Origin of the sequence: Serratia sp. BIGb0234, from assembly GCF_024809915.1 — a bacterium.
Taxonomy (GTDB): Bacteria; Pseudomonadota; Gammaproteobacteria; order Enterobacterales; family Enterobacteriaceae; genus Serratia; species Serratia liquefaciens.
Map to the genome: position 1 here is coordinate 165,760 of NZ_JANUEI010000007.1, position 25,779 is coordinate 191,538.

A 25,779-nucleotide genomic window follows, 5' to 3' on the forward strand; every position below is an offset into this window, starting at 1 on the left:
GAAACAGGCTGAACAACCGTGCGTGGCCAGCGATGCTGCGGCTTGAAGTATGATGGGTATCAATCACTTAAATTTGTGCGCTGATGTGCTGTCTGAAACAGAGTACAATCCGCCGCTCTGAATTGTATAATAAGTAGCTAATTGACGGCATGAAGAAAAACCGCGCTTTTTTAAAATGGGCTGGTGGAAAATACCCGCTGGTGGACGAGATTCGTCGTCATCTGCCAGCAGGCGACTGCTTAATCGAGCCCTTCGTGGGTGCGGGTTCAGTCTTTCTGAACACGGAATACGATGCCTATATTCTCGCCGACATCAACAGCGATCTTATTAACCTGTATAACATCGTTAAGCTGCGTACGGATGACTTCGTGCGTGATGCCCGCCTTCTTTTCACCGATGAATTCAATAAGTCGGATCAGTTTTACCTGCTGCGCGAACAGTTCAATACTAGTGCCGATCCTTATCGCCGCGCGCTGCTGTTTCTTTATCTGAACCGCCACTGTTATAACGGCCTGTGCCGATATAACCTGCGTGGCGAGTTCAACGTTCCCTTTGGACGTTACAAGAAACCGTACTTCCCCGAGGAAGAGCTGTACTGGTTCGCCGAAAAATCCCGCAACGCCACTTTTGTCTGCGAGCATTACCGGGATACCATGGCAAAAGCCGAGCGTGGTACCGTGGTGTATTGCGATCCGCCGTATGCGCCATTATCGGCGACGGCGAATTTTACCGCCTACCACACCAACAGCTTCAGCATGGCCGATCAACAAAGCCTGGCGTTGATGGCACATCAGCTTTCAGTAGAAAGCCAGGTGCCGGTATTGATTTCCAACCACGATACCGAACTGACGCGTGACTGGTATCAGCACGCCTCGCTGTTTGTTGTGAAAGCGCGTCGCACCATCAGCCGCAATATTCTCGGCCGCAGCAAAGTGAATGAACTTTTGGCGCTTTATCGTTAAACCGGGGTTACGCCCCGGCGTATAACAAATTCGAACCCTACGTTTGGAGATAGCGGATGAAAAAATTTTTGATTGCCCCGTCCATTTTGTCGGCAGATTTTGCTCGCCTGGGTGAAGACACAGCCAACGTGCTGGCCGCAGGTGCCGACGTAGTGCACTTCGACGTGATGGATAACCACTACGTTCCCAATCTGACCATCGGGCCGATGGTTTGTCAGGCGCTGCGTAACTACGGCATCACCGCACCGATTGACGTGCATCTGATGGTGAAGCCGGTAGACCGCATAGTGCCGGACTTCGCCGCAGCGGGTGCCAGTTACATCTCTTTCCATCCGGAAGCCTCCGAACACGTCGATCGCACCATTCAATTGATTAAAGAGCACGGCTGTAAAGCCGGCTTGGTATTCAACCCGGCGACGCCGCTGAGCTATCTCGATTACGTGATGGACAAAATCGACGTGATCCTGCTGATGTCGGTCAACCCTGGCTTTGGCGGCCAGTCGTTTATCCACGGCACTTTGGATAAGCTGCGCCAGGTGCGCAAGCTGATAGACGAAAGCGGTCGCGATATCCGTTTGGAAGTGGATGGCGGCGTGAAAGTCGACAACATCGCCGAAATCGCCGCAGCCGGTGCAGACATGTTTGTCGCCGGTTCAGCCATCTTCGGCAAGCCGGACTATCGCCGGGTGATTGATGATATGCGCAGCGAACTGGCGAAGGTGACGCATGGCTGATTTCAGTGCCATCCGCGCTCTGGCCTTTGATCTCGATGGCACGCTGGTAGACAGCGCGCCGGGATTGGCGGCCGCTATTGATATGGCGCTGGCGGAAATGGGTCTGCCGCAGGCCGGCGAAGACCGGGTCAGCACCTGGATTGGCAATGGCGCAGACGTGCTGGTACAACGCGCGCTGCGCTGGGCTGAGGTGGAAGCCACCCCGGAACACTGCCAACAACTGCGCGAACGTTTTGATCACTTCTATGCGCAAACCGTGGACAGCGGCAGCCGTCTGTTTCCGCAGGTGAAGGAAACGCTGGCCCAATTAGCTGCGCAAGGGTATCCCATGGCGCTGGTGACCAACAAACCGACGCCGTTTGTCGCACCACTGTTGGCCGCATTGGGCATTCTCGATGACTTTTCGCTGATTATCGGCGGCGATGACGTGGTGGAAAAGAAACCGCACCCGGCACCGCTGTATCTGGTCCTCGGCAAGTTGGGTCTGCGCACCAACGAGTTGCTGTTTGTGGGCGATTCCCGCAACGATATTCAGGCGGCGCAGGCGGCTGGCTGCCCTAGCGCCGCGCTGACCTACGGTTATAACTACGGCGAGGCGATTGCCCTGAGCCATCCCGACCGCGTGTTGGAGCGCTTTGCCGATTTGTTGCCCGCTCTTGGGCTGTCATCTTTAGAGAATCAGGAAATTTAAACATGAGTAAGCCCATCGTATTTAGCGGCGCACAACCGTCCGGTGAACTGACCATTGGCAACTACATGGGTGCCCTGCGTCAGTGGGAGAAAATGCAGGACGATTATGACTGCATCTACTGCATCGTTGATTTGCATGCGATCACCGTACGTCAGGACGCAGAAAAACTGCGCAAAGCTACGCTGGACACGCTGGCGCTGTATCTGGCCTGCGGCATCGATCCGCAAAAGAGCACCATCTTCGTACAGTCTCACGTGCCGGAGCATACGCAACTGAGCTGGGTGTTGAACTGCTATACCTATTTCGGCGAACTGAGCCGCATGACCCAGTTCAAAGACAAATCCGCACGCTATGCGGAAAACATCAACGCCGGCCTGTTCAGCTACCCGGTGCTGATGGCGGCGGATATCCTGCTGTACCAGACCAACCAGGTTCCGGTCGGTGAAGACCAGAAGCAACATCTGGAACTGAGCCGTGACATTGGTCAGCGTTTCAATGCGCTGTACGGTGACGTGTTCAAAGTCCCTGAGCCGTTTATTCCCAAGTCCGGCGCTCGCGTGATGTCGCTGCAAGAGCCGACCAAGAAAATGTCCAAGTCGGACGATAACCGCAACAACGTGATTGGCCTGCTGGAAGATCCGAAAGCGGTGAGCAAGAAAATCAAACGTGCGATGACCGACTCTGAAGAGCCGCCGGTAGTGCGTTACGACGTGGCGAACAAGGCAGGGGTATCAAACCTGCTGGATATTCTCGCCGGTGTGACCGGCAAGAGCATCGCTCAGTTGGAAGCCGAGTTTGAAGGCCAGATGTACGGCCACCTGAAAGGTGCGGTAGCCGAAGCGGTATCAGGCATGCTGGGTGAGCTGCAGGAGCGTTACCACCGTTTCCGCAATGACGAGGCCTTGCTGCAGCAGGTGATGCGTGACGGTGCGGCCAAGGCTCGTGCGCGCGCACAGGAAACGTTGGCCAAGGTTTACCAGGCGGTTGGCTTCGTGTCGCCACAGTGATCCTCGCCATAAAAGAAAAGCGGCCATTGGCCGCTTTTTTTACGTCTGAATCAAGCCATTTGCGCCAGTGGCTGTGGTGATTCCTGGCTGGAGAACCAGTTCAGCTTGCTGCGCAGGTTCACCACGCTGCCGACGATGATCAAACTTGGGCTGGCAGCTCGCATGGCCAGGGTTCCCAGCTGGTTCAGTTCCCCTTCGATCACCCTTTGACGACAAGAGGTGCCGTTTTCTACCAGCGCCACCGGGGTGGAGGCCGGCATACCGTGCGCGATCAGTTGGCGTTGGATCTCTGCCGCCTGCGTCAGGCCCATGTAAAACACCAACGTTTGCTGCCCGGCGGCCAGCGTTGACCAGTTTAACCCGCCATCGCGCTTGGCGTGCCCCGTCACCAGGCGTACGCTTTGCGCATGGTCGCGATGGGTGAGGGGAATACCGCTGTAGGCTGAGCAACCGGAAGCCGCGGTAATGCCCGGCACCACCGAGAACGGAATATTGGCGTCGGCCAACGTTTCCAGCTCTTCACCGCCGCGGCCAAAGATGAATGGGTCACCGCCTTTCAGTCGTACCACGCGCTTACCTTGTTGCGCCTGCTCGAGCAGGATTTGGTTAATCTGATCTTGCGGCACGCAATGGTTGCCGGCACGTTTGCCGACGAAAATGCGCTCGGCATCGCGACGCACCAGCGTCATGACCTCATCGGAGACCAGGCGGTCATAAACCACCACGTCAGCCTGCTGGATCTGCTGCAAACCTTTCAGGGTCAACAGGCCTGCGTCACCCGGTCCGGCACCCACCAGTACCACTTCACCGCATTGTTGCTGTTGATGGCTAAACAGCTCTTCGATCTGCCGATCCGCCAGCGGTTGGTCATCATTGGCCAAAGACTGCGCCAGGCGGTCGTGGGCAAACAGTTTTTCCCAAAAACGACGGCGTGCGCCGATGTCAGAGAAGTGCTTTTTCACCCGTTGACGCAATGAGCCGCCCAGTTGCGCCAGCTTGCCAAGGTGCTGAGGCAGTATGGCCTCCAGTTTTTCTCGCAACAGCCGCGCCAGCACCGGCGCTTTACCGCCGGAAGACACCGCGACCATAATCGGCGAGCGATCGATAATCGATGGCATGATAAAGCTGGCGCGCTTGGGATCATCCACGACGTTGCAGAACACCCGTTGCTGGTTGGCGCATTGATACACCAACGCGTTGACTTCCACGCGATCGGTGGCGGCGATCACCAGCCACTTTTCCGCCAGCAATGCCGCGCTGAACTCGCCTTCTGCCAGCGTGACCCGGCCAAGCGCGGCCCATTCGTGAAATTGCGGGCTGAAGCTGCAGGCGTTGACGGTCAACGCCGCGCCGGCATCCAGCAGCAAACGGGCTTTGCGTTCGGCAATCTCGCCGCCACCGACCAGCAGGCAGGCTTTGTGTTGCAGTTGGCAGAAAATCGGCAGGTAATCCATCGGCAATCCTCGGGGCAATCAGCAGTGGGGCGCAAAGCGCCCCGGAATATTATGCGGCTTGACGCGTTACGGCTTTTTCAGCCTGCGGCCGTTCGGCACGCGGTGTGGCGTACCAGTAGCCCAGGCCCATCAGCACCGAGCCGGACAGGATATTACCCAGCGTCACCCACAGCAGGTTATGGCCGATGCCACTCAGGGTATAGGCTTCGCTGTGATGGCCGAACCAGGAAAGGGCGAACAGCGTCATATTGGCAACCGAGTGTTCATAGCCGGAAGCGATAAAGGCCAGCAGACACCACCAGATGGCGATGAACTTGGCGGCACCTTCCACGCGGATCGCCATCCAAATCGCCAGGCAGACCAGCCAGTTACACAGCACACCCTTGAAGAACAGCACTTCCGCCGGTGCGGTGGTTTTTGCCAACGCCGCGGTGTGTACCAGACTGGTGTCCACCGGCAACAGGCTGCCGCCGCCGTAATAGTACATCAGCGCCACCAGCACCGAGCCCAACAGGTTGCCTAACCAGGTCTGCGGCAAGACCGCCCACATTTGGCCCTGCGTGATGGTGCCGGCCTTGACGCCGAGCGTCAGGAACATGGTGTGGCCGGTGAACAGTTCGGAACCGGCGATGATCACCAGCGTCAGCGCGATGCCGAAGGTGGCCCCCATCACCAGCGGACGCAGGGAGGGAGCGACCAGATTGCCGAGGGTGAAGATCAAAATGATGCCGAGGCCGACGTAGGCCCCGGCCATTGCCGAGCTGATCCAAAAGCCCAGCGGGCTGTGTTTTGCCAGCCGGACGATGCGCGCCGCATTGGCGGCGCATTTGTTGATGGTATCGGTGAACATGCTGCTTCCCCTGAGGTTAAAGTAGAAATATCAGGCCGCGACCTGCACCATGCCGTCCAAAACCCGGCTGGCGAAATGCGCGACGGAGCGGCTGTCATCTTCCAGACAGTAACCGTCGTGCAGGCGGAAATGTTGTTTTTTTAACGGGCTGGCGACCCACAGCTCACCCTGATGTTCGGCGATCAGCCCGCGTGATAACACGCTGGCCTGGGCGAAGGGATCAATATTGCTGATGGCAAAGACCTGATCGTCGGCGTAGGGGCGGAAGATGGCCACCTGTTGGTCGCCAATCAGGGCACACACGCCGGTACCTGGCAGGATATCGCTGATAGGGCAAAGGGTTGTCCACTGGCTCATGCGTTGTTCTCCTCGGTTTCCAACAGGGTGACGGGAATGCGTTCATCCGGACGGGCCGGGCGGTGCTGCTCGCGTTCGGCGACCACCTGGACGTTCGGATCGCGCTGGCTACTGTTGATAAAGTGGGCGAAGCGGACCTGAGATTCGGGGTGCTCAACGGTTTCTTTCCACTCGCAGATCACCGCATCGCGCAGGCGGGCGATTTCGGCTTCCAGTTGAGCGTTGATGCCCAGTTTGTCGTCAATGATCACTTTGCGCAGGTAATCGATGCCGCCTTCCAGGCTTTCCAGCCATACCGAGGTGCGCTGCAGCTTATCGGCGGTGCGGATATAGAACATCATAAAGCGATCGAGGTAGTGCTCCAGCGTCACGCTGTCGAGGTCAGCCGCCAGCAGATCGGCGTGGCGCGGCTTCATGCCGCCGTTACCGCAGACGTACAGGTTCCAGCCGTTTTCGGTGGCGATAATGCCGACGTCCTTGCCCTGCGCCTCGGCGCATTCACGGGTGCAACCGGAAACGCCAAACTTCATTTTGTGCGGGGTGCGAATGCCTTTGTAGCGGTGTTCCAGCTTGACGCCAAACCCGACGCTGTCGCCGACGCCATAGCGGCACCAGGTGCTGCCAACGCAGGTTTTCGACATGCGCAGCGCCTTGGCGTAGGCGTGGCCGGTTTCAAAACCGGCGGCAATCAGTTTGCTCCAAATGGCCGGCAGGTCGTCTTTTTGCGCGCCGAACATGCCGATGCGCTGAGAGCCGGTCATCTTGGTGTACAGATTGTATTCCTTGGCGATCTGGCCGACCGCCATCAAACCGTCCGGCGTGATTTCACCGCCGGCGGAGCGTGGGATCACCGAATAAGTGCCGTCTTTCTGGATATTGCCGAGGAAATTGTCGTTAGTGTCCTGCAGCGGCGTATGTTGCGGTTTGAGCACGTACTCATTCCAGCAGGAGGCCAGCAGTGAGCCAACGGTAGGTTTACACACTTCGCAGCCGTAACCCTTGCCGTATTTGGCCAGCAGTTCGTCGAAGGATTTGATGCCTTCGACGCGGATCAGGTGGTAGAGCTCCTGGCGTGAATAAGCAAAGTGCTCGCACAGGTGATGGTTGACTTCGATGCCCTGTTTGGTCAGTTCGGCATTCAGCACCTGGGTGATCAGAGGAATACAGCCACCGCAGCCGGTACCGGCCTTGGTTTCAGACTTGATGGCGGCGACTGTGTGGCAGCCCATGCTGACCGCCTTGATGATATCGCCTTTGCTGACGTCGAAACAGGAGCAGATTTGCGCGGTTTCCGGCAGCGACTCGACGCCAATCGCCGGCTTGCTGCCTGCGTGCGACGGCAGGATCAGACCGTCCGGGTTTTCCGGCAGTTCGATGGCGTTTAACGCCAGCTGCAGCAGGTTGCCGTAGTCACTGGTGTCGCCCACCAGCACTGCACCGAGCAGGGTCTTGTTGTCTGCGCTGACGACGATGCGTTTATAAATTTCTTTGCTTTCATCCAGATAAACGTAGCTGCGCGCCCCTTCGGTGCGGCCATGGGCATCACCGATGCCGCCGACGTCTACACCCAGCAATTTCAGCTTGGCGCTCATGTCTGCGCCCAGGAAGGTGTTTTCGCGCCCCAGCAGATGGTCAGCCGTTACCTGTGCCATTTTATAGCCCGGTGCAACCAGGCCGAAGGTGCGATCGCGCCATGAGGCGCATTCGCCGATGGCGTAAACGTCCGGATCTGAAGTTTGGCAACTGTCGTTTATCACGATACCGCCCCGGCGTGCGGTGGCTAGCCCACACTGATGGGCCAGTTTGTCCTGGGCACGGATACCGGTGGAGAAGACGATAAAGTCGACTTCCAGTGCGGAGCCGTCGGCGAACTGCATGGTCTTGCGCGCCTGCTCCCCACCGTTGACGATTTCCTGGGTATTTTTGCCGGTATGGACTTTGACGCCCATGCGTTCGATTTTACGACGTAGCTGATCGCCGCCCATCGGATCCAGCTGTTCTGCCATCAGTACCGGCGCAAACTCAATGACGTGGGTTTCTACGCCCAGGCTTTTCAGCGCGCCTGCGGCCTCCAGACCGAGCAGGCCGCCACCGACTACGGCACCGCGTTTGCTGCGGCGTGCGCAGGCTTCGATGGCGTTGAGATCTTCAATGGTGCGGTAAACGAAACAGTCTTGGCTGTCTGAACCCTTGATCGGTGGGATCCACGGGTAAGAGCCGGTGGCCATGATCAGCTTGTCGTAGTACACCGTGCGGCCGGTGTTGGAGTGAATAACTTTTTCACTGCGGTTGATGGTGATGGCCCGCTCGCCGACCAGCACTTTTACGCCCTGTTTTTCGTAAAAGCCTTCGCGAACCAGCGAGAGCTCTTCGGCGGTGTGGTGGGAGAAATAAGAAGACAGGTGCACGCGGTCGTAGGCGATGCGCGGTTCTTCACAAAATACGGTGATGTCGAACTGGTCTTTGTCTGCTTTTTCCAACAGATCTTCGATAAATCGGTGGCCGACCATGCCGTTACCGATGACAGCAAGTTTGACTCTGCTCATTATTGCCTCAAAATTCTGATTTCCTAGCGTTACCTTATTCCTCCCTACGGGCAATTTATTGATGCAAATCAATCGCCCCTCCATATACCTCTTATGTGGTATATGGATGATTTTTATCGATATTTGATAAGTTGCGGTTTTTATTCACCTTTAGCTGAAACGAGCCAGTTAATGCGAATTCTACTTATTTGGGAGTAAGGGGTGGGGTAATAACCGCAAGGGCGCTTTGTCAGTCTGATCCGCTGCCAGTATGATGAATAAAACAGGCTGGAACAGCAGAGGTGAAGCGTGGCCAAGAGTCCATTGAAGTTTATCGATAACCTGCGTTTAAGCGGGCATGAAGGGCTGTGGCAACTGGCCATTGAACAGGGGCGCATCGCTCATATCGTGCCGCAGCCGGAAGGGCAGGAGTGGCGCAACGACGTGCTGGATGCGCAGGGCGGGCTGGCGCAGCCGGCATTTGTCGAGCCGCATATCCATCTGGATACCACCCAAACCGCCGGGCAACCGGCCTGGAACCAGTCAGGTACCCTGTTTGAAGGCATTGAACGCTGGGCGGAACGCAAGGCACTGCTGACCCATGAGGACGTCAAGCAACGCGCCTGGCAGACGCTGAAATGGCAGATCGCCAACGGCGTGCAGTACGTGCGTACCCATGTTGATGTCTCGGACCCGACCCTGACGGCGCTACGTGCGATGCTGGAAGTGAAGCAGGAAGTGGCCCCCTGGGTTACGCTGCAAATCGTCGCCTTCCCGCAGGAGGGCATCATGTCTTATCCCAACGGCGAAGCCCTGTTGGAAGAGGCGCTGCGGTTGGGTGCCGATGTGGTAGGGGCCATTCCGCACTTTGAATTCACCCGGGAATACGGCGTGGAGTCGCTGCACAAGGCGTTTGCTCTGGCGCAGAAATACGATCGGCTGGTGGATGTTCACTGCGATGAGATTGACGACGAACAGTCGCGATTTGTCGAGACCGTAGCGGCGCTGGCGCTGAAGCTGGACATGGGTGCCAGGGTGACCGCCAGCCATACCACGGCGATGCACTCTTACAATGGCGCTTATGCTTCACGGCTGTTCCGCCTGCTGAAAATGTCAGGCATCAACTTTGTTGCTAACCCGCTGGTGAATATCCACCTGCAGGGGCGCTTCGACAGCTACCCGAAGCGGCGCGGCATCACCCGGGTGAAAGAGATGCTGGAGGCGAATATCAACGTCTGCTTTGGTCATGACGATGTGTTCGACCCGTGGTACCCGCTGGGGACCGCCAACATGCTGCAGGTGCTGCATATGGGGCTGCATGTGTGCCAACTGATGGGATACGGCCAGATCGACGACGGGCTGAAACTGATCACCAGCCACAGCGCCCGGACGTTGAACCTGACCGATTACGGCCTGGCGGCAGGGAACAGTGCCAACCTGGTGATTCTGCCGGCGGAAAGCGGTTTTGACGCGGTGCGCCGACAGACGCCGGTGCGCTATTCGATACGGCAGGGGGCGGTGATTGCCGAGACTCAGCCAGCCGAAACCACGCTGTATCTGGCACAGGATGAGAAGGTGGATTTCCGGCGTTAAGGCACCGGTTGCAGCATAAAAAAGGGCGCCAAGGCGCCCTTTTTACATCACGTCGGCAGGTTAGTGCGTCACGTGACCGTGGCTGCGGTGCTTGGTCACGAAACCGAGCAGCAGACACATGACGAATACCGCCAGGTACAGGCCGTTAGCGGTAGTCAGCGCTGCATGCGCGCCGCCTTTCGCTACGATCGGGCCGGTGACCACGAAGGTCAGCATGGTGCCGATGGTGCCGCAGGTCAGGATGAAGTTAACCAGTTTCGGTGAAGAAACCTTGGTCTGCAGTGAGCCCAGAGTGATCAACGTGGTGTAGATCGCACTGGAGACGAAGCCCAGAGCCATAATGTAGTAGCCCAGGTGTTCCGGATTGTCGGTGCTGACGAACATGTACATCGCACCGGTCGCCAAAGCGGCCAGAATGGTGACGATGCGCTGCAAATCGAAGAAGCGCAGAATAAAGCTGAACACCCACATGCCCACCATGTATGAGGTCCAGAAATCGCTCACCAGTTTACCGGCCTGGCTGATATCCATACCGAATGACTTGGTGGCGTATTCCGGCACCCACTGGATGAAACCAAGCTGGCCGAGGATGTAGCACAGTGCGGCGATCGACAGGAACAGCACGCCGATACCCCATTTTTCTTTCGCTACCGGCTGGCCGGCGTCGGCGCCTTTGTTGCCCAGCACCGGGAACTCGGAGAACAGGGTCAGCACAAAGATACCTACATACAGCAGGCCGATGCAGGCGTACACCCAGTACCAGCCGATCTGACGAGCCAGCAGCATTGCGGCAACAATCGGGAAGATCATCCCGGCCATGCTGAAGAAGGAGTCAGTGAACAGCAGGCGCGAACCGCGTTGGCGGCCGGCGTACATATGGGTGATCAAGAAGGTGCCTATCGACATGGTGATACCGCTGACCACGCCAAGGACGAACATGCACAACGAGAACATGGTCAGGCTTTTGCCGACCATCAACCCGGCGACAGCCAGCACCATCAGCACAAAGCCGAACATCAATTGACGTTTCAGCGGGATGATTTCCATCAGCCAGGCATTGAGGAAGATCGAAATCAAAATACCGGCGTTAAGAAAGGTAAAGGTATTGCTCATGCTGGAAACCGGCAGATTAAAGTACTCTGCAATGTTCCCCATCACCATCCCTGTGACGATAACTAAAGCACCGGTCAGCGCGTAAGAAAAATAGCTGATCCAGGTAAGCCGTAGACGGTTGCTGTCATTCATTATATAGGCCTGATTATGTCTGTTAGGAGTTTAAAACTGGCATAAGGCCGCTGGCTTTTCCTGGCAAAAGCAGAAAAAAGTCCCGATCAGGCCACCAGGGAGCGGATCCTAGCACAGACAACGGGAGTTTTTGTGATGGCTGTCGATTTTTTGATGCAATGAATGAGCGGTGGTGAAATATTTTTGTGATCTGTTAGCTCACCGTCACGATGGAATCTCGACTGATGACGATCGGTGAGAAGCTGACCTCTGGCGTGGTCGGATCAATCAGCCGCCTTGCCGCGTATTGCGCCATTTCGGTAATCGGGAAATGTACGCTGGTCAGCGCCGGTCGAACGAAAGGTGCACGTTCGCCGCTGTCGTAACAGATCAGCGAGATATCTTGCGGAACCCGTAGGCGATGTTCGTTGATTGCCAGCAGCGCGCCGATGGCCATTTCTTCGTTGCAGCAATAGATAGCGGTAGGCGTGGTTTTCATTTGCAACAGCAGATCGGCGCAGCGATAGCCGCTTTCCAAATCGTACAGCCCTTCGACGCAGGCAACCGGTTTGATGTGCGCAGCCTGCATTGCCTGTTCAAATCCCTGCAGGCGCAAGTGGCTGGAGGGGCGATCGCGGGGGCCGCTGATGCAGGCGATGTGTCGGTGGCCGGCATCAATCAACTGTTGGGTCGCCATGCGGCTGGCGCGCGGATGATCGAAAGTGACGCAGCGGTCTTCCAGACCGGGCACCAGACGATCGAGCAAGATAAAAGGGCGTTGCTCTGTTGCCAACTGACGCAGTTGGTCGTCGCTGAGGAAGCGGACATGGAGGATCACACCGTCGCAACGCAGACTGAACAGCCGTTGAATCGCCTGCCATTCGTTTTCGGCGCTGTTGCGGCCCTGGGTCACCAGTAACTGTTTGCCATGGGATTCTGCTTCGGTTTGCACGAAGTCCATCAGCGCGCCGAAGAAGCCGCCGCGATATGAGGTCGTGACCAGCCCGAGGGTATTGCTGTGGCTGGAGGCCAGTGCGCGTGCTGCAGGGTTGGGGGTGTAACCGAGCTGGGCCACCGCGCGTTCCACTTTCTCGCGGGTCTGCCCTTTAACGTTGGTGTCGCCATTCACTACGCGGGACACGGTGGCGCGGGACACGCCCGCCAAGGCTGCGACATCTTCCAGTGTCACCATCATCCGACTCCTGATTACGACAAAAATGGGGTCGACGTATCGACCCCCTACAGATTAGTTATAGCAATGTATCAGCAACCGCGGCTGGCCCGGTGGTTATTTAAACTGTGGCAGATAAGGCGCATTCACCGCCAACACTTCATCCAGCAGCGGCTGGGCCACATTGGCATTACCGACCAGCGGATTGGTCACCAACGCCAGCAGACCACTACGGCGATCGCCATGCACTGCGGCTTCGATAGTCAGACGCTCGTAGGCTTTCACCTGTTGAGTCAGCGCATGCATGGAATCCGGCAGCGTGCCGAAGGTCAGCGGATGGGCGCCCTGAGCATCGACAATACAGTTGGTTTCTATCACAGCATCGTCCGGTAAACCGCGAATGGCACCACGGTTTGCAGTATTGACGACTAATTGCGTGCCGAGATTATTATGGATCGCACGAATTAGCTCCAGCGCGACTTCCGAATAATATGATCCGCCGCGGAAACTTAATTGTTCCGGTTTGCTGTCGAGGTGTGGATCGGCATACAGCTCAAACAGCTCTTTCTCTACTTTCATCACCTGCTCGGCACGGGTGCCGCGCTCGGCCGCCGCGGCAATTTCTTCGGCCAGCATCTCTTTGGTTTGGTAGAAATAGCGGTGGTACGGGCAAGGGATTGCCCCCACGGCGCGCAGGAAGTCCGGCTGCCAAGGCTCTTCCTTGATGTTGTTCATGGTCAACGCGGCACCATCGCACAGCATGTCGATCACCTTACCGGTGACGTCTTGCCCCTTTTGCAGCACCTGATGAACCCAGACCATATGGTTCAGCCCGGCAAATTGCAGCTGTATTTCTTGAGAAGGGCTTTTCAGCATGTTGGCAATCATATGGTGCATGCTGATCGGTACGTTACACAGCCCGATGATTTTCGCTTTGGTGTAACGTGAGACCGCTTCGGTAACGATGCCGGCCGGGTTGGTGAAATTGATGATCCAGGCATCCGGCGCCAGTTTTTCCACTCTGCGGGCGATATCCAGCATCACCGGTATGGTGCGCAGCGCCTTGGCAAAGCCGCCGACGCCGGTGGTTTCCTGGCCTATCAGATCGTATTTCAGCCCCAAGCGCTCGTCGGCGGCGCGTGCCGGCAACTGGCCGACGCGGAACTGGGTCAGGACGAAGCTCGCGTCCCGAATAGCCTCATCCAGCTCGAAATGCACGCTGACTTTGACCTGCTCCAGGCCATGGCGTGCCAGCATGCGTTCGGTCAGCGCGGCAATGATCTCTACCTTTTCGCGGCCGGGTTCAACATCTACCAGCGCCAGTTCGGTCACCGGCAGTTCTTCGATACGTTGGATCAGCCCATCAACCAATTCTGGCGTGTAACTGCTGCCGCCGCCGATCACGGCGATTTTCAAGGCGCTCATGCGCGAACCTCCATCTGGGCCTGGCGGCGGTAGAGTTCAATCATGTCATCCGCCAGATCCTGGATCACCATGGCGTTCATCAGATGATCCTGGGCATGAACGGTAATCAGGTTGATGGCCAGTTTGCCGCAGCCTTCATCCATGCCGATCAGTTGGGTCTGGATAAGATGCGCCTTTTTCACCGATTGTTTGGACTCGGCCATGTGCTTGGCTGAGGCGGTAAAGTCACCGGCACGTGCCTGCTGCAAGGCCATCAACGCACTGCTGCGGGCACCACCGGAGAACACCAGCAGCTCCATGATGGTGCTTTCAAAATCGGGGCTGATTTCAGTCATCAGTTCACTCACATTATTTCTCCTGTTATTGCGCGGCGGCAGTGCCGGCGGATATTCGTTATTTTCGCTGTCATTCTTAAAATGAGAGCGCTCTCATTTCTTTAGATTAACCGGAACAGGAAATGAAACCGGGAGTTGTGTCGCAAAAAGCGAGCAAGGCGTAAAAAGGGCAAAAAATGCGTGATGCAGTTGGCAAAAAGGTCTAAGGCGATCATACTTTTGGCAGTAAAATTCGGGGCTGGCTGAGATAAGTCCCACAATTGCGTAAATATAGGTAAATGGCTGGCACTCGCAGGTTCAGCTCTTTAGAATCAAAGCGCTTTTCCGTTGTTTGTCTCTTAGAGAAAGGACCCGTTAATGTTCAAACGTACTTTAGTGACCCTCGTTGCGCTGTGTTCCCTGACAGCAATGGCACCCGCTGCGCTCGCTGCCGGTGAAACTCATGTCATGCTGACCACCTCAGCAGGGAATATCGAATTGGCGCTCGACAGTCAGAAGGCTCCGGTTTCCACCAAGAACTTCATCGACTACGTGAACAGCGGCTACTACAACAACACTATTTTCCACCGCGTGATCCCGGGCTTTATGGTTCAGGGCGGCGGCTTTACTGCCGATATGCAGCAAAAATCCACTCAGGCACCGATCAAGAACGAAGCGGATAATGGCCTGCGTAACCTGCGTGGCACTATTTCGATGGCGCGTACCGCCGATAAAGACAGTGCTACCAGCCAGTTCTTCCTGAACGTGGCGGATAACGCCTTCCTGGATCACGGCCAGCGCGATTTCGGTTACGCGGTGTTTGGCAAGGTGGTTAAAGGCATGGACGTGGTAGATAAAATTTCCCAGGCGCCGACCGGCAACGTGGGGCCATACCAAAACGTTCCAAGTAAACCTATCGTCATTCTGTCAGCGAAAGTGCTGCCATAATGATTTTGCGCCGGCCCCCGGTGGGCCGGCTGCATTGCTTTCCCCGGAAGCCTTGCCTGCATCACTGTTTTTTTCCCCGTCGCATGCTTTAATCGCCAGCTTATAATCAGACCGGAAACCCGGCGTTCTGCATCTGTTTTGTTAAGGGATGAGCTGCTGCCATGTTTGAATTTAGCCAGGTTCTGCTGCTGCTACAGCAGATGTGCGTCTATCTTGTCATTGCTTATTTACTGAGTAAAACCCCGTTATTCATTCCGCTGACACAGGTGACTATCCGCCTGCCGCACAAGCTATTGTGCTACGTCATTTTCTCGGTGTTTTGCATCATGGGCACCTATTTCGGGCTGCATGTCGAAGGATCGATTGCCAACACTCGCGCGATCGGCGCCGTGCTGGGCGGCCTGTTGGGGGGGCCTTCGGTAGGGTTCCTGGTGGGTTTGACCGGGGGCTTGCATCGCTACACGCTGGGCGGCATGACCGACATCGCCTGTGCGGTCTCTACCGTGGCGGAAGGGTTGGTGGGCGGGCTGGTGCACAGCATCGCCATGCGCCGGCGGCGTATCGACCTGCTGTTTAACCCCTTGTTTGTCGCCGGGGTGGCATTGGTGACCGAAGTGCTGCAAATGGCGATTATCCTCGCGATTGCACGGCCGTTTGACGAGGCGCTGCGGCTGGTGGAACACATTGCTTTGCCAATGCTGATTGCTAACACGCTGGGGGCGGCGATGTTTATGCAGATCCTGTTGGACAGGCGGGCGATGTTCGAGAAATACACCGGCGCGTTCTCCGCCAAGGCACTGAAAATTGCCGAACGTACCGAAGGCATCTTGCGCCAGGGGTTCGATCAGGAAAACAGTATGCGAGTGGCGCGGGTGCTTTATCAGGAGTTGGGGATTGGTGCGGTCGCGATAACCGACCGTGAGAAGCTGCTGGCGTTTATCGGCATCGGCGACGATCACCACCTGCCGGGCACGCCGATCTCATCAAAGCATTCGCACCGCGCGATCGACAACAACGAAGTGGTTTACGCCGACGGCAATGAGCTTTCCTACAGCTGCTCGATCAACGCCAACTGCAAACTGGGTTCGACGCTGGTGATCCCGTTGCGCGGTGAGAACCAGCGGGTGATTGGCACCATCAAACTCTACGAGCCGAAGAGCCGTTTGTTCAGCACCATCAACCGCACGCTGGGTGAAGGTATCGCCAACCTGTTATCCGCACAGATCATGGCAGGCCAGTATGAGCGCCACACGCAGCTGCTGGCGCAGTCGGAAATCAAATTGCTGCATGCGCAGGTCAATCCGCATTTCCTGTTCAACGCCCTGAATACGCTGGTGGCGGTGATCCGTCGTGACGGGGACCGGGCCTGTGAGCTGGTGCAGTACCTTTCGACCTTTTTCCGCAAAAACCTCAAGCGTTCGGACGACGAAGTCAGCCTGGCAGACGAACTTGAGCACGTTAACGCCTACCTGCAGATCGAACAGGCGCGTTTTGCCGATCGGCTGGAGATTGCGGTATCGCTGCCGGAAGAGCTGTTGGCGGTACGTCTGCCGGCCTTTTCACTGCAACCAATCGTTGAGAATGCCATCAAGCACGGCACTTCGCAGTTGCTGGGCATCGGGCGTATAGATATTGGCGCTCGGCTCGAAGACGGCTGTCTGTTATTGCAGGTGACCGACAATGCGGGTCTGTACCAACCTTTGCCGAACAATAGCGGGTTGGGAATGAACCTGGTAGATAAACGTATTCGCGTACGCTACGGCGACGGCTATGGCGTACGGGTGGCCTGTGAGCCACAAACATTCACCCGCATTACGCTCAATGTACCCTTGGCGAGGGCTGCCTGATGTTAAACGTACTGATTGTCGATGATGAACCGTCTGCACGCGATAACCTACGACATTTGCTGGAAGCGGAAGAGGGCATCAGCATTGTCGGCGAATGCGCCAATGCGATAGAAGCCATCAGCGGGATCCATCGCCTGCAGCCGGACGTGGTGTTTCTGGATATTCAGATGCCGCGCATTACCGGGTTGGAGATGGTAGGCATGCTCGACCCTAATCGCATGCCGCATATCGTGTTCCTGACTGCCTATGACGAATACGCGGTGCAGGCCTTTGAAGAGCATGCGTTTGATTACCTGTTGAAACCGGCGGAGCCGAAGCGGCTGAGCAAAACGCTGCAGCGCCTGCAGCAACAGCGTGGGCAGCAAAACATCGCCGCGCTGGACGAAAGCGCCGGCTACCTGAAATACATCCCCTGTACCGGCCACAGTCGCATCTATTTGCTGCGCTTTGACGAGGTAGTAGCGATACGTTCGCGACTGAGTGGCGTATTTGTGGTGCGTAATGACGGCATGGAATGTTTTACCGAGCTGACGCTGCGAACGCTGGAGCTGCGGACACCGCTGGTACGCTGCCACCGTCAGTATTTGGTCAATCTGGAGCAGGTGCGTGAAATTCGCTTCGATGAGGGCGGCGCTGCGGAAATGATCATGCCGGTTGGGGAGCCAGTCCCGGTCAGCCGCCGCTATCTGAAAGCCTTGAAAGAGGAGCTGGGGCTGCGGGGGTGATGAATCCTTTGGCCATTGCCGGCGGGAATGTACGACTGCCAAAATAATAAGAAGGTCATTTTTTACTTCATAAATCAGTAGGTAAAAATGATGAATGACCCATTCACGTGTACCTGAAACCCGGCCCACTTTGCCACTTGATGGGTTTCGGGATAGTTGGCTTGCCGCCGCAGAAATCAAAGCATCAATCTCTGCGGCAGCTATCGGGTTCTTTGACGCAAGATAGTCATAAATTGCCATACGGTCAGCAATTGCGGGATCCGTCCACTTTAGCTTCACGATATTTCCTTATCGTTTTACCGCATTGATTTTGCCCTGCGCTCGGCGAAATAAGCCTCAACGTCCTCATTATCAACCACTCTTCCTTCCTGGAGCGCTTTTCGGCTTAAATCGACCTTCTCCTGCAACCACTGTTCATACTCTTTTTGCTGCGATTGTCGACTGACAAAATCTCGCATGAAATCGCGTAAAAGCTGAGATGCCGTTCGATCCGCTGCTTTGGCCGCACTGGCAAAAGCTATTTTTAACTCGTCATCCACGCGGATAACCACGGTAGATTCAGACATGGTAAATACCTCGTATATACAACGTACTGCTTACTATATCACCGGTGTTTTATTGTTCAAGTGGGTTATGGCATGGCTGCAATGGGCTAAGCGGAATCCTAAATTTACCTGTCCAGTTGGCGGGTTAAGGGGCCGATTTTTGTTTGTCCTTGACGGGGTTAAGTCCCCCTTATAGCTTTATTGACATCAACAGGCGCTTTTTGCGTCGCGTCCAAGGAAAAGAAAATGAGTGAAGCACGGATTATCGCCAAAGCGATGAAAGACGGGAAACCGGTACAGGATCTGGTTATCCTGCCGGCATTGGCGAACCGCCATGGTCTGATCACCGGAGCGACCGGGACAGGTAAAACCGTGACGCTGCAAAAAATGGCCGAGCAGTTTTCGCGCATTGGTGTGCCGGTCTTTTTGTCTGACGTAAAGGGAGACCTGTCGGGTATTGGTACCGAAGCCGTGCCTTCCGAGAAGCTGCAGGCGCGTTTGGCGGCAATTGGCGTCACTGACTGGCAGCCGCAGGCCTGCACTATTATTCCGTGGGACATTTATGGCGAGAAGGGCCACCCGATCCGCGCCACCGTTTCCGATCTGGGGCCGTTGCTGCTGGCCCGCTTGCTGGATTTGAACGAAGTTCAAAGCGGCGTGCTGCAACTGGTGTTCAAAATAGCCGACGACAATGCGCTGCTGCTGTTGGATATGAAAGATCTGCGCGCCATGGTGCAGTACGTTGGGGACAACGCCAAACAGTTCCAAACCCAATATGGCAATATCTCTTCGGCTTCGGTCGGCGCTATCCAGCGCGGATTGCTGACGCTGGAAGAGCAGGGGGCAAACCAGTTCTTCGGCGAGCCGATGCTGGACATCAATGACCTGATGAAAACCGACGCCAACGGCCACGGCATCATCAACCTGCTGGCAGCGGACAAGCTGATTAATCAGCCGAAACTCTATTCGGTGTTCCTGCTGTGGCTGCTGGCCGAGCTGTTCGAACACCTGCCGGAAGTGGGCGATCCGGAGCAGCCGAAGCTGGTGTTCTTCTTCGACGAAGCTCACCTGCTGTTCAACGACGCACCGGCGGCGCTGCTGACGAAAATCGAACAGGTGGTACGCCTGATCCGTTCCAAAGGTGTCGGCATCTACTTTGTTACCCAAAACCCGCTCGACATTCCGGACAGCGTGCTCGGTCAGTTAGGCAACCGCGTGCAGCACGCGCTGCGCGCCTTTACCCCTCGCGATCAGAAAGCGGTGAAAGCCGCGGCGCAAACCATGCGCGCCAATCCGGTCTTCGATGCGGAAACGGCGATCACCGAGCTAGGTGTCGGCGAGGCGCTGGTTTCTTTCCTCGACGAAAAAGGGCGGCCAAACGTGGTGGAACGGGCGATGGTGATCGCGCCGGAATCCAAGATGGGCATGCTGGGGGCGGAAGGGCTGAACAGTGCGATCAATAAATCGCCGCTGTACGGTCGTTATGAGGATATGGTGGACCGCGAGTCCGCCTACGAGAAGCTGTCTGCGGAAGGTTTCGCCACCGTCGGTGCACCGCAAGCGGGCCAACCGGCGCAGCAACCCCAGGCGCAGCAGCAGGCGGGTGGCGGCCTGATGGGCGGCCTGAACGATATTCTGTTCGGCTCTACCGGCCCACGCGGCGGCAAGCGCGACGGCATAGTTCAAACCGCCGCCAAGAGCATGGCACGCGATCTCGGTCGACAGATCCTGCGCGGCGTGCTGGGCTCGATCATGGGCGGTCGCAAGAAGTAAGCTGAAATTATCGGTAGCGGCAGTATCGTGAGGGCGTTGTATACTGCGCCCGTGTAAATCGGGGCGGCATATTCGCCCCTGCGATTGCGATGATGTCTGTTGGAAACACTATGCTGCTGTTGATCGATAACTACGACTCTTTTACCTATAACCTTTACCAGTACTTTTGCGAATTAGGCGCGGAGGTGCTGGTGAAGCGTAACGACGAGCTGCAACTGGCCGATATCGAAAGGCTGGCGCCGCAGCGTCTGGTGATCTCTCCTGGGCCCTGTACCCCGAATGAAGCCGGTATCTCATTAGCCGCCATCCAACATTTTGCCGGCAAGCTGCCGATCCTCGGCGTTTGTCTGGGGCACCAGGCGCTGGGGCAGGCATTCGGTGCCAAGGTGGTGTGCGCCCGCGAGGTGATGCACGGCAAGACCTCGGCGATCCGCCATCTCGACAGCGGTGTTTTTCGCGGGTTGAACAACCCGCTGACCGTTACCCGTTACCATTCGTTGGTGCTTGAAGCTGCTACTTTGCCGGACTGTTTTGAAGTTACCGCCTGGAGCGAACGCGACGGCGTACGTGATGAGATCATGGGCATCCGCCACCGGCAGTTGGCGCTGGAAGGGGTACAGTTCCACCCAGAAAGCATTCTCAGCGAACAGGGGCATCAGCTGTTGGATAATTTCCTTAAAAGTTAATTATTTAGATTTTTTTTAGTCGCCAAGGTGATTTGCGTTTGCCCTTTAATGGTTTTTTATGCATATTTTGTGATTATATTTTCATTCAATTGCCATTAAAAAACTGAGTTACTTTCAGGGTGGACCCCATAATGACCGAAAAATCTGCAGTAACCCGCAGCACCTTTGATCAGGTTATCCTGCCTGTTTATGCACCTGCTCAGTTTGTCCCGGTCAGGGGCAAAGGCAGCCGCGTATGGGACCAGCAAGGGAAAGAGTACATCGATTTCTCCGGCGGCATTGCGGTGACGGCGTTGGGGCACTGCCACCCGGCGTTGGTTGAGGCGCTGAAACAGCAGGGCGAAACCCTGTGGCATACCAGCAACGTGTTCACCAACGAACCGGCGCTGCGCCTGGCGACCAAGCTAATTAACGCCACCTTTGCCGATCGGGTGTTTTTCGCCAATTCCGGCGCAGAGGCTAACGAAGCTGCCTTCAAACTGGCGCGTCATTATGCGATTACCCGCCACAGTCCGTACAAAACCAAAATCATCGCGTTCTATAACGCGTTTCACGGCCGCACGCTGTTTACCGTCTCCGTCGGCGGACAGGCCAAATATTCCGACGGCTTTGGGCCGAAACCGGCTGATATCGTACACGTGCCGTTCAACGATTTGGCCGCGGTGAAAGCGGTGATGGACGACCATACCTGCGCGGTGGTAATGGAGCCGATCCAAGGTGAGGGGGGGATTACCCCGGTAGACGCCGACTTCCTCAAGGGTGTACGCGAACTGTGCGACCAGCATCAGGCGCTGCTGGTATTCGACGAAGTGCAAAGTGGCATGGGGCGCAGTGGCAAACTGTTCGCCTATATGCACTATGGCGTGACGCCAGACATCCTGACCACCGCCAAGGCGCTTGGCGGTGGTTTCCCGGTTAGCGCGATGCTGACCACCGAAGAGATTGCCTCGGTGATGCAGGTGGGCACCCATGGCACCACCTACGGCGGCAACCCGTTGGCCTGCGCGGTGGCGGAGGCGGCGCTGGACGTGATCAATACACCGGAAGTGCTCAGTGGCATTGAACTGCGTCATGGACTGTACGTGCAGGCGTTAAAACAGATTGGCGAGAAATATGGTGTTTTCAGCGATATTCGCGGCATGGGCCTGCTGATTGGTGCCGAATTGACGAAAAATTACCACGGCAAGGCGCGTGATTTCCTGACTGCCGCCGCTGCACGCGGGTTGATGATCCTCAATGCCGGGCCAAATGTGATCCGTTTTGCGCCTTCGCTGGTGGTAGCAACCGAGGATATTGACGAAGGGATGGCGCTGTTTGAACTGGCCGTGCAGGACGTGATTGGCGCTTAATGCATAAGGGCACCGAGGGTGCCCTTATTGATCGCGCAGTTTGCGCTTCAGCCAGATACCATGGTGCGGACGCTGGCGCCAGGCCAGTGACGAGATGGTGTGCATGACGCTCAGGTGGGACAAAATCCGCCGCAGATGGCGTTCCATTTCAGTCACCGGCATATCCGGCTGCAAATCCGGTGGCTGCATAATGCCGTTGCCACTGCTCGGCCCGTCGTATTCAAGCCGCTGCTGACAGCTTTGCAGCGCGATTTCACAAGACTGCAGATACTCCTCCGCCAGCTTTGGCGTCAGCATATAGTGCTCGCGAGCCAGAATGGTCATCGCATTCAGGTGTTCGACAATAAACTGGCTGTGCGTAACCCACAGGCGCATATCTGCCAGGTAGCTCGATTCAAATCCCGGCTCCTGCATCGCCTGATTGAGTGAGGTGAACAGCGCGTTGTGCGCCTGATTGACCTGCATGCGGGCATAAGCCAGCGCGCTGGGATCGGGTTCTTGCTCTTCCAGCAACAGGCGCAGCGCCTGTTGATCGTTTTCCAACGCCTGATGGGCGTTCTTGCGTAGCAGACCGCTTTGCCACTGTGGCCACAGCCAGATGGTGCTGCCGAACACCAGCACGCAGCCGATCAGCGTGTCGATCAGGCGCGGTACCAGGAAGTGGGTGCCGTTCAGTGCCAACAGTTGCAGGGTGTAAACCGCCGTCACCGTAAAGCCAATTACCGCCAGCCCGTAATTTTTACGTGAAACCAGATAGGCCAGCAGCGTGATCACCAGCATCACGCCCAGCGTCTCAGCCTCGGGCAACTGCAGTTGCAGTAATCCGGCGGCAATCACCAACCCAACCAGGGTGCCGAGCGCACGGTGCTGGATGCGTACCCGGGTGGCGTTGTAGCCGTTTTGGCTCACCAGCATGATGGTCAGCAAGATCCAGTAAGGTTTTGGCAGATTGAAAATCATGCCCAGGCTGCTGCCCGCCGCCAGGGTGACTCCCAGCCGAGCCGCATTGCGCAGGGCGTTGGATTTGAACGACAGGTAACTGACCAGCGCGGGCCAGAATGGCAGACGGTTTTGATTGGCCATCAGATCGCGTCGGTAGAGTGGGTGCTGGGTGCGCAGCAGGCGGGCGATGCGGCTGAAGTGGTAATAACAGAATTGGCCGACCGGGTTGTCCGGGTGTTGCGCCGCCACTTTTTCCAGGGCTGCCAGCTCATGCTCCATGTTGAAACGCTGAGAATGCTGATGATAGAGGATATCGTGCGCTACCGTGCGCAGCCGATTGGCAATCACCTGTGCATTGCGGCGGATAATGGCTTCGGCCTGGCTCTGCTCTACCAGCTTTTGGACCTCTTCCGGCAGGTGTAGGCTGACGGTGATATGTTCCTGCAAATCCAGCGCGACCTGAAAGGTGCGTTGCAGGCGCTTTTGTTCGAGATTGCTGGCATGGGGCAGAAAATTAAGCTGCTGATACAGCAAGGTGATCAGGTCCATGACCTTTTGCTGGCGCACCAGCAGCGGTGGTAAGGCGGTCTGCGGATCGGTGTGCTGGGTCAACAGCGAATATTTGGCTTCGAAGTAGTCCGCCAGCTCCAGATAGAGCTGATTGAGCGACTCGCGCATCGGTTGCTCTTTCCACAGCTTGAACCAGAACCAGGTAAACAGGCCGTACCAGGCGGTACCCACGATATATAACACCGGCGCGTGCCAAAGCGGCACCGTACCGGCCATGCTGAGGGAGAAGATGGCGGCAACCAGCGCGGCGGGCAGCAGGCGGGCGTGCAGTGGGCTGATTTCGCCGCTGACGCCAAGCAACAGTGCCAGACCGAGCATCAATGCGGGCAGCGGTACTTGCCACAGCAGTGCCTGTTGCAGCAGCAGGCTGCTAAGCGCAAAGAGCGAGCCGCCGACGATCAGGCGTTTAAAGAAGCGTTTGTGGGGCGTGTCCAGCCCGGCGATGTTGCAGCAGGCGGGAACCAGGGAAAATAGTAGGCCGTATTGCAGTTGGCCGATCAGCAGCCCGAGCAGAACCGGCAGGCACAGCACCAGCGTTTGTCGCAGTGCATAGTTGACTTCCGGATGATAAATCAGTCGGCGCCACATGATAAATCGGGGCATAAAAAAACGGCGCGAATTATCGCGCCGTTTTTTCAGTGATTAACGGGTGCCGTAAACGACAATAGTTTTGCCGTGAGCGGAGATCAGGTTTTGATCTTCCAGCATTTTCAGAATACGACCCACGGTTTCACGAGAGCAACCGACGATCTGGCCAATTTCCTGACGGGTGATTTTAATCTGCATGCCATCCGGATGGGTCATGGCATCAGGCTGTTTCGCCAGGTTCAGCAGGGTTTGCGCGATGCGGCCCGTAACGTCCAGGAAGGCGAGGTTACCCACTTTCTCAGAGGTTATCTGCAGGCGGTTTGCCATCTGGGCAGACAGGCGCATCAGGATGTCCGGGTTTACCTGAATCAGCTGGCGGAATTTCTTGTAGGAAATTTCAGCCACTTCACAGGCGGTCTTCGCCCTAACCCAGGCGCTACGCTCCTGACCTTCTTCAAACAATCCAAGCTCGCCGATGAAATCCCCCTGGTTAAGGTAGGACAGGATCATCTCTTTACCTTCTTCATCCTTAATCAGCACCGCGACGGAGCCTTTGACGATGTAGTAAAGCGTTTCGGCTTTTTCACCTTGGTGAATCAGCGTACTTTTGGATGGATATTTGTGGATATGGCAATGAGACAGGAACCATTCGAGAGTAGGGTCTGTTTGCGGTTTGCCGAGAACCATTCGCTGTTATCCTCTGTTGTTATCGCTGCCTTGTGTCACAGGGGTCAGAGTTCCCTGTAAAACGTGCTGTCGCCGTTGTTTTAATGGTGGCTATCAGCAGGTTTTGAGGCGTGTCATAAATATACGCTGTCGCTCTAGCATATTAACTTGCCGGGAGAGCTGCAAGCTACATTCTGTTAACATACCGGTAAAGGAGCCTTTCCCTGGGAGTTTCCCTGAAATCAGTGTCCCGGAAAGATTTATTGCGGCTCTGTTTGTAGCACAGAGTGAGGCGGGTGTCTCGTGTTGTCTCGCTTCAGCATGATTAGCATCAGGTTCCGTTGCCAGTTTCTATGCGAAAGCGTACTCTGATTTTAAGAAATTAACCGGAGTGACCAGCATGCAGGCAAGAGTTAAGTGGGTGGAAGGGTTGACGTTTCTGGGTGAATCCGCGTCTGGCCATCAGGTATTGATGGACGGCAACGCTGGTGATAAAGCGCCCAGTCCGATGGAAATGGTGCTGATGTCAGTAGGGGGCTGCAGTGCTATCGATGTGGTGTCGATCCTGCAAAAAGGACGCAACGACGTGCGTGATTGCGAGGTGAAGCTGACCTCTGAACGCCGCGAAGAAGCGCCACGGTTGTTTACCCACATCAACCTGCATTTTATCGTGACCGGCAAAGATTTGAGCGACAAGATCGTGGAACGTGCGGTCAACCTGTCAGCTGAGAAGTACTGTTCGGTTTCACTGATGCTGAGCAAAGCCGCCAGCGTGACCCACAGTTTTGAAATCCGCGACCTGGCGTAACGGATAAAGGGGCGCGGTTGTACCG

General features: G+C 56.4%; 23 protein-coding genes and 1 pseudogene. 12 read left to right on the forward strand and 12 right to left on the reverse strand.

The window, feature by feature from the left end; translation table 11 throughout:
- Nucleotides 1-149 precede the first annotated feature (149 nt).
- The 4 genes from dam to trpS are packed head-to-tail and all read left to right on the forward strand — an operon-like array spanning nucleotide 150 to nucleotide 3,394.
- Nucleotides 150-962 (forward strand): adenine-specific DNA-methyltransferase, encoded by an 813-nt coding sequence (gene dam / locus M2407_RS21575; RefSeq protein ID WP_128865271.1) that lies wholly within the window; start codon nucleotides 150-152, stop codon nucleotides 960-962.
- Nucleotides 963-1,018: 56 nt separating this feature from the next.
- Nucleotides 1,019-1,696 (forward strand): ribulose-phosphate 3-epimerase, encoded by a 678-nt coding sequence (rpe, locus tag M2407_RS21580; RefSeq protein WP_020837326.1) that lies wholly within the window; start codon nucleotides 1,019-1,021, stop codon nucleotides 1,694-1,696.
- Nucleotides 1,689-2,387 (forward strand): phosphoglycolate phosphatase, encoded by a 699-nt coding sequence (locus M2407_RS21585; protein WP_046372482.1) that lies wholly within the window; start codon nucleotides 1,689-1,691, stop codon nucleotides 2,385-2,387. The genes rpe and M2407_RS21585 overlap by 8 nt, the downstream gene beginning before the upstream one ends.
- A gap of 2 nt (nucleotides 2,388-2,389) precedes the next feature.
- Nucleotides 2,390-3,394: a tryptophan--tRNA ligase gene (gene trpS, locus M2407_RS21590; protein WP_020837324.1), complete on the forward strand. Its 1,005-nt coding sequence runs from the start codon at nucleotides 2,390-2,392 to the stop codon at nucleotides 3,392-3,394.
- Nucleotides 3,395-3,444: 50 nt separating this feature from the next.
- Here the strand turns inward: trpS and cysG are convergent, their stop codons facing one another.
- From cysG to nirB, 4 genes are read right to left on the reverse strand one after another with little or no spacing between them, the layout of a single operon-like run.
- Nucleotides 3,445-4,848: a siroheme synthase CysG gene (cysG, locus tag M2407_RS21595; protein ID WP_259219719.1), complete on the reverse strand. Its 1,404-nt coding sequence runs from the start codon at nucleotides 4,846-4,848 to the stop codon at nucleotides 3,445-3,447.
- Between the two features lie 49 nt (nucleotides 4,849-4,897).
- Nucleotides 4,898-5,698, reverse strand: a complete 801-nt coding sequence (gene nirC, locus M2407_RS21600; protein ID WP_259219720.1) for a nitrite transporter NirC — start codon at nucleotides 5,696-5,698, stop codon at nucleotides 4,898-4,900.
- A 30-nt stretch (nucleotides 5,699-5,728) separates the two neighbouring features.
- Nucleotides 5,729-6,055: a nitrite reductase small subunit NirD gene (nirD, locus tag M2407_RS21605; RefSeq protein WP_020837321.1), complete on the reverse strand. Its 327-nt coding sequence runs from the start codon at nucleotides 6,053-6,055 to the stop codon at nucleotides 5,729-5,731.
- Complete coding sequence (gene nirB, locus M2407_RS21610; RefSeq protein WP_259219722.1) at nucleotides 6,052-8,601, reverse strand: nitrite reductase large subunit NirB; 2,550 nt, start codon at nucleotides 8,599-8,601, stop codon at nucleotides 6,052-6,054. Before nirB ends, nirD begins: the two co-directional genes overlap by 4 nt.
- A gap of 303 nt (nucleotides 8,602-8,904) precedes the next feature.
- Here nirB and M2407_RS21615 point away from each other — a divergent pair, with 303 nt between their 5' ends.
- Entirely contained in the window at nucleotides 8,905-10,173 is a 1,269-nt protein-coding gene (locus tag M2407_RS21615; RefSeq protein WP_020837317.1) for a cytosine deaminase, read from the forward strand.
- 60 nt (nucleotides 10,174-10,233) lie between these two features.
- Here M2407_RS21615 and tsgA read toward each other — a convergent pair whose 3' ends face one another.
- The 4 genes from tsgA to M2407_RS21635 form a co-directional block, all read right to left on the reverse strand.
- Nucleotides 10,234-11,418 (reverse strand): MFS transporter TsgA, encoded by a 1,185-nt coding sequence (tsgA, locus tag M2407_RS21620; RefSeq protein WP_020837315.1) that lies wholly within the window; start codon nucleotides 11,416-11,418, stop codon nucleotides 10,234-10,236.
- Nucleotides 11,419-11,611: 193 nt separating this feature from the next.
- Complete coding sequence (locus M2407_RS21625) at nucleotides 11,612-12,589, reverse strand: LacI family DNA-binding transcriptional regulator (RefSeq protein WP_115061143.1); 978 nt, start codon at nucleotides 12,587-12,589, stop codon at nucleotides 11,612-11,614.
- Between the two features lie 96 nt (nucleotides 12,590-12,685).
- Nucleotides 12,686-13,993, reverse strand: a complete 1,308-nt coding sequence (locus M2407_RS21630; protein ID WP_198640140.1) for a 6-phospho-beta-glucosidase — start codon at nucleotides 13,991-13,993, stop codon at nucleotides 12,686-12,688.
- Nucleotides 13,990-14,328: a PTS lactose/cellobiose transporter subunit IIA gene (locus tag M2407_RS21635; protein WP_041415733.1), complete on the reverse strand. Its 339-nt coding sequence runs from the start codon at nucleotides 14,326-14,328 to the stop codon at nucleotides 13,990-13,992. The genes M2407_RS21630 and M2407_RS21635 overlap by 4 nt, the downstream gene beginning before the upstream one ends.
- A gap of 357 nt (nucleotides 14,329-14,685) precedes the next feature.
- On the opposite strand from M2407_RS21635, the gene ppiA reads away from it, so the two are divergent.
- From ppiA to btsR, 3 genes are all read left to right on the forward strand, one after another.
- Complete coding sequence (ppiA, locus tag M2407_RS21640; protein ID WP_020837308.1) at nucleotides 14,686-15,255, forward strand: peptidylprolyl isomerase A; 570 nt, start codon at nucleotides 14,686-14,688, stop codon at nucleotides 15,253-15,255.
- Nucleotides 15,256-15,416: 161 nt separating this feature from the next.
- Nucleotides 15,417-17,102: a sensor histidine kinase gene (locus M2407_RS21645; protein WP_046372487.1), complete on the forward strand. Its 1,686-nt coding sequence runs from the start codon at nucleotides 15,417-15,419 to the stop codon at nucleotides 17,100-17,102.
- Nucleotides 17,102-17,827, forward strand: a complete 726-nt coding sequence (gene btsR / locus M2407_RS21650) for a two-component system response regulator BtsR (RefSeq protein WP_020837306.1) — start codon at nucleotides 17,102-17,104, stop codon at nucleotides 17,825-17,827. Before M2407_RS21645 ends, btsR begins: the two co-directional genes overlap by 1 nt.
- A gap of 72 nt (nucleotides 17,828-17,899) precedes the next feature.
- Here the strand turns inward: btsR and M2407_RS21655 are convergent.
- Together M2407_RS21655 and M2407_RS21660 are read right to left on the reverse strand one after the other, a co-directional pair.
- A pseudogene (locus M2407_RS21655) lies at nucleotides 17,900-18,067 on the reverse strand (type II toxin-antitoxin system RelE/ParE family toxin); the annotation flags it as partial.
- A gap of 56 nt (nucleotides 18,068-18,123) precedes the next feature.
- Nucleotides 18,124-18,393, reverse strand: a complete 270-nt coding sequence (locus tag M2407_RS21660) for a hypothetical protein (protein ID WP_020837302.1) — start codon at nucleotides 18,391-18,393, stop codon at nucleotides 18,124-18,126.
- A gap of 225 nt (nucleotides 18,394-18,618) precedes the next feature.
- Here M2407_RS21660 and M2407_RS21665 point away from each other — a divergent pair, with 225 nt between their 5' ends.
- The 3 genes from M2407_RS21665 (at nucleotide 18,619) to M2407_RS21675 (ending at nucleotide 22,180) form a co-directional block, all read left to right on the forward strand.
- On the forward strand, nucleotides 18,619-20,145 hold the full coding sequence (locus M2407_RS21665) for a DUF853 domain-containing protein (RefSeq protein ID WP_259219725.1): 1,527 nt from the start codon (nucleotides 18,619-18,621) through the stop codon (nucleotides 20,143-20,145).
- A gap of 110 nt (nucleotides 20,146-20,255) precedes the next feature.
- Nucleotides 20,256-20,831, forward strand: coding sequence for an aminodeoxychorismate synthase component II (locus M2407_RS21670; protein ID WP_142816263.1), 576 nt, complete (start codon nucleotides 20,256-20,258; stop codon nucleotides 20,829-20,831).
- A gap of 131 nt (nucleotides 20,832-20,962) precedes the next feature.
- Nucleotides 20,963-22,180 (forward strand): aspartate aminotransferase family protein, encoded by a 1,218-nt coding sequence (locus M2407_RS21675; RefSeq protein WP_115060714.1) that lies wholly within the window; start codon nucleotides 20,963-20,965, stop codon nucleotides 22,178-22,180.
- Nucleotides 22,181-22,204: 24 nt separating this feature from the next.
- Here the strand turns inward: M2407_RS21675 and M2407_RS21680 are convergent, their stop codons facing one another.
- Both M2407_RS21680 and crp read right to left on the reverse strand, forming a co-directional pair.
- Complete coding sequence (locus M2407_RS21680) at nucleotides 22,205-24,280, reverse strand: YccS/YhfK family putative transporter (protein ID WP_142816265.1); 2,076 nt, start codon at nucleotides 24,278-24,280, stop codon at nucleotides 22,205-22,207.
- A gap of 54 nt (nucleotides 24,281-24,334) precedes the next feature.
- Entirely contained in the window at nucleotides 24,335-24,967 is a 633-nt protein-coding gene (gene crp / locus M2407_RS21685; protein WP_004718520.1) for a cAMP-activated global transcriptional regulator CRP, read from the reverse strand.
- Between the two features lie 379 nt (nucleotides 24,968-25,346).
- Between crp and M2407_RS21690 the strand changes: the two genes are divergently transcribed.
- Complete coding sequence (locus M2407_RS21690) at nucleotides 25,347-25,754, forward strand: OsmC family protein (RefSeq protein ID WP_020837287.1); 408 nt, start codon at nucleotides 25,347-25,349, stop codon at nucleotides 25,752-25,754.
- Nucleotides 25,755-25,779 lie beyond the last annotated feature (25 nt).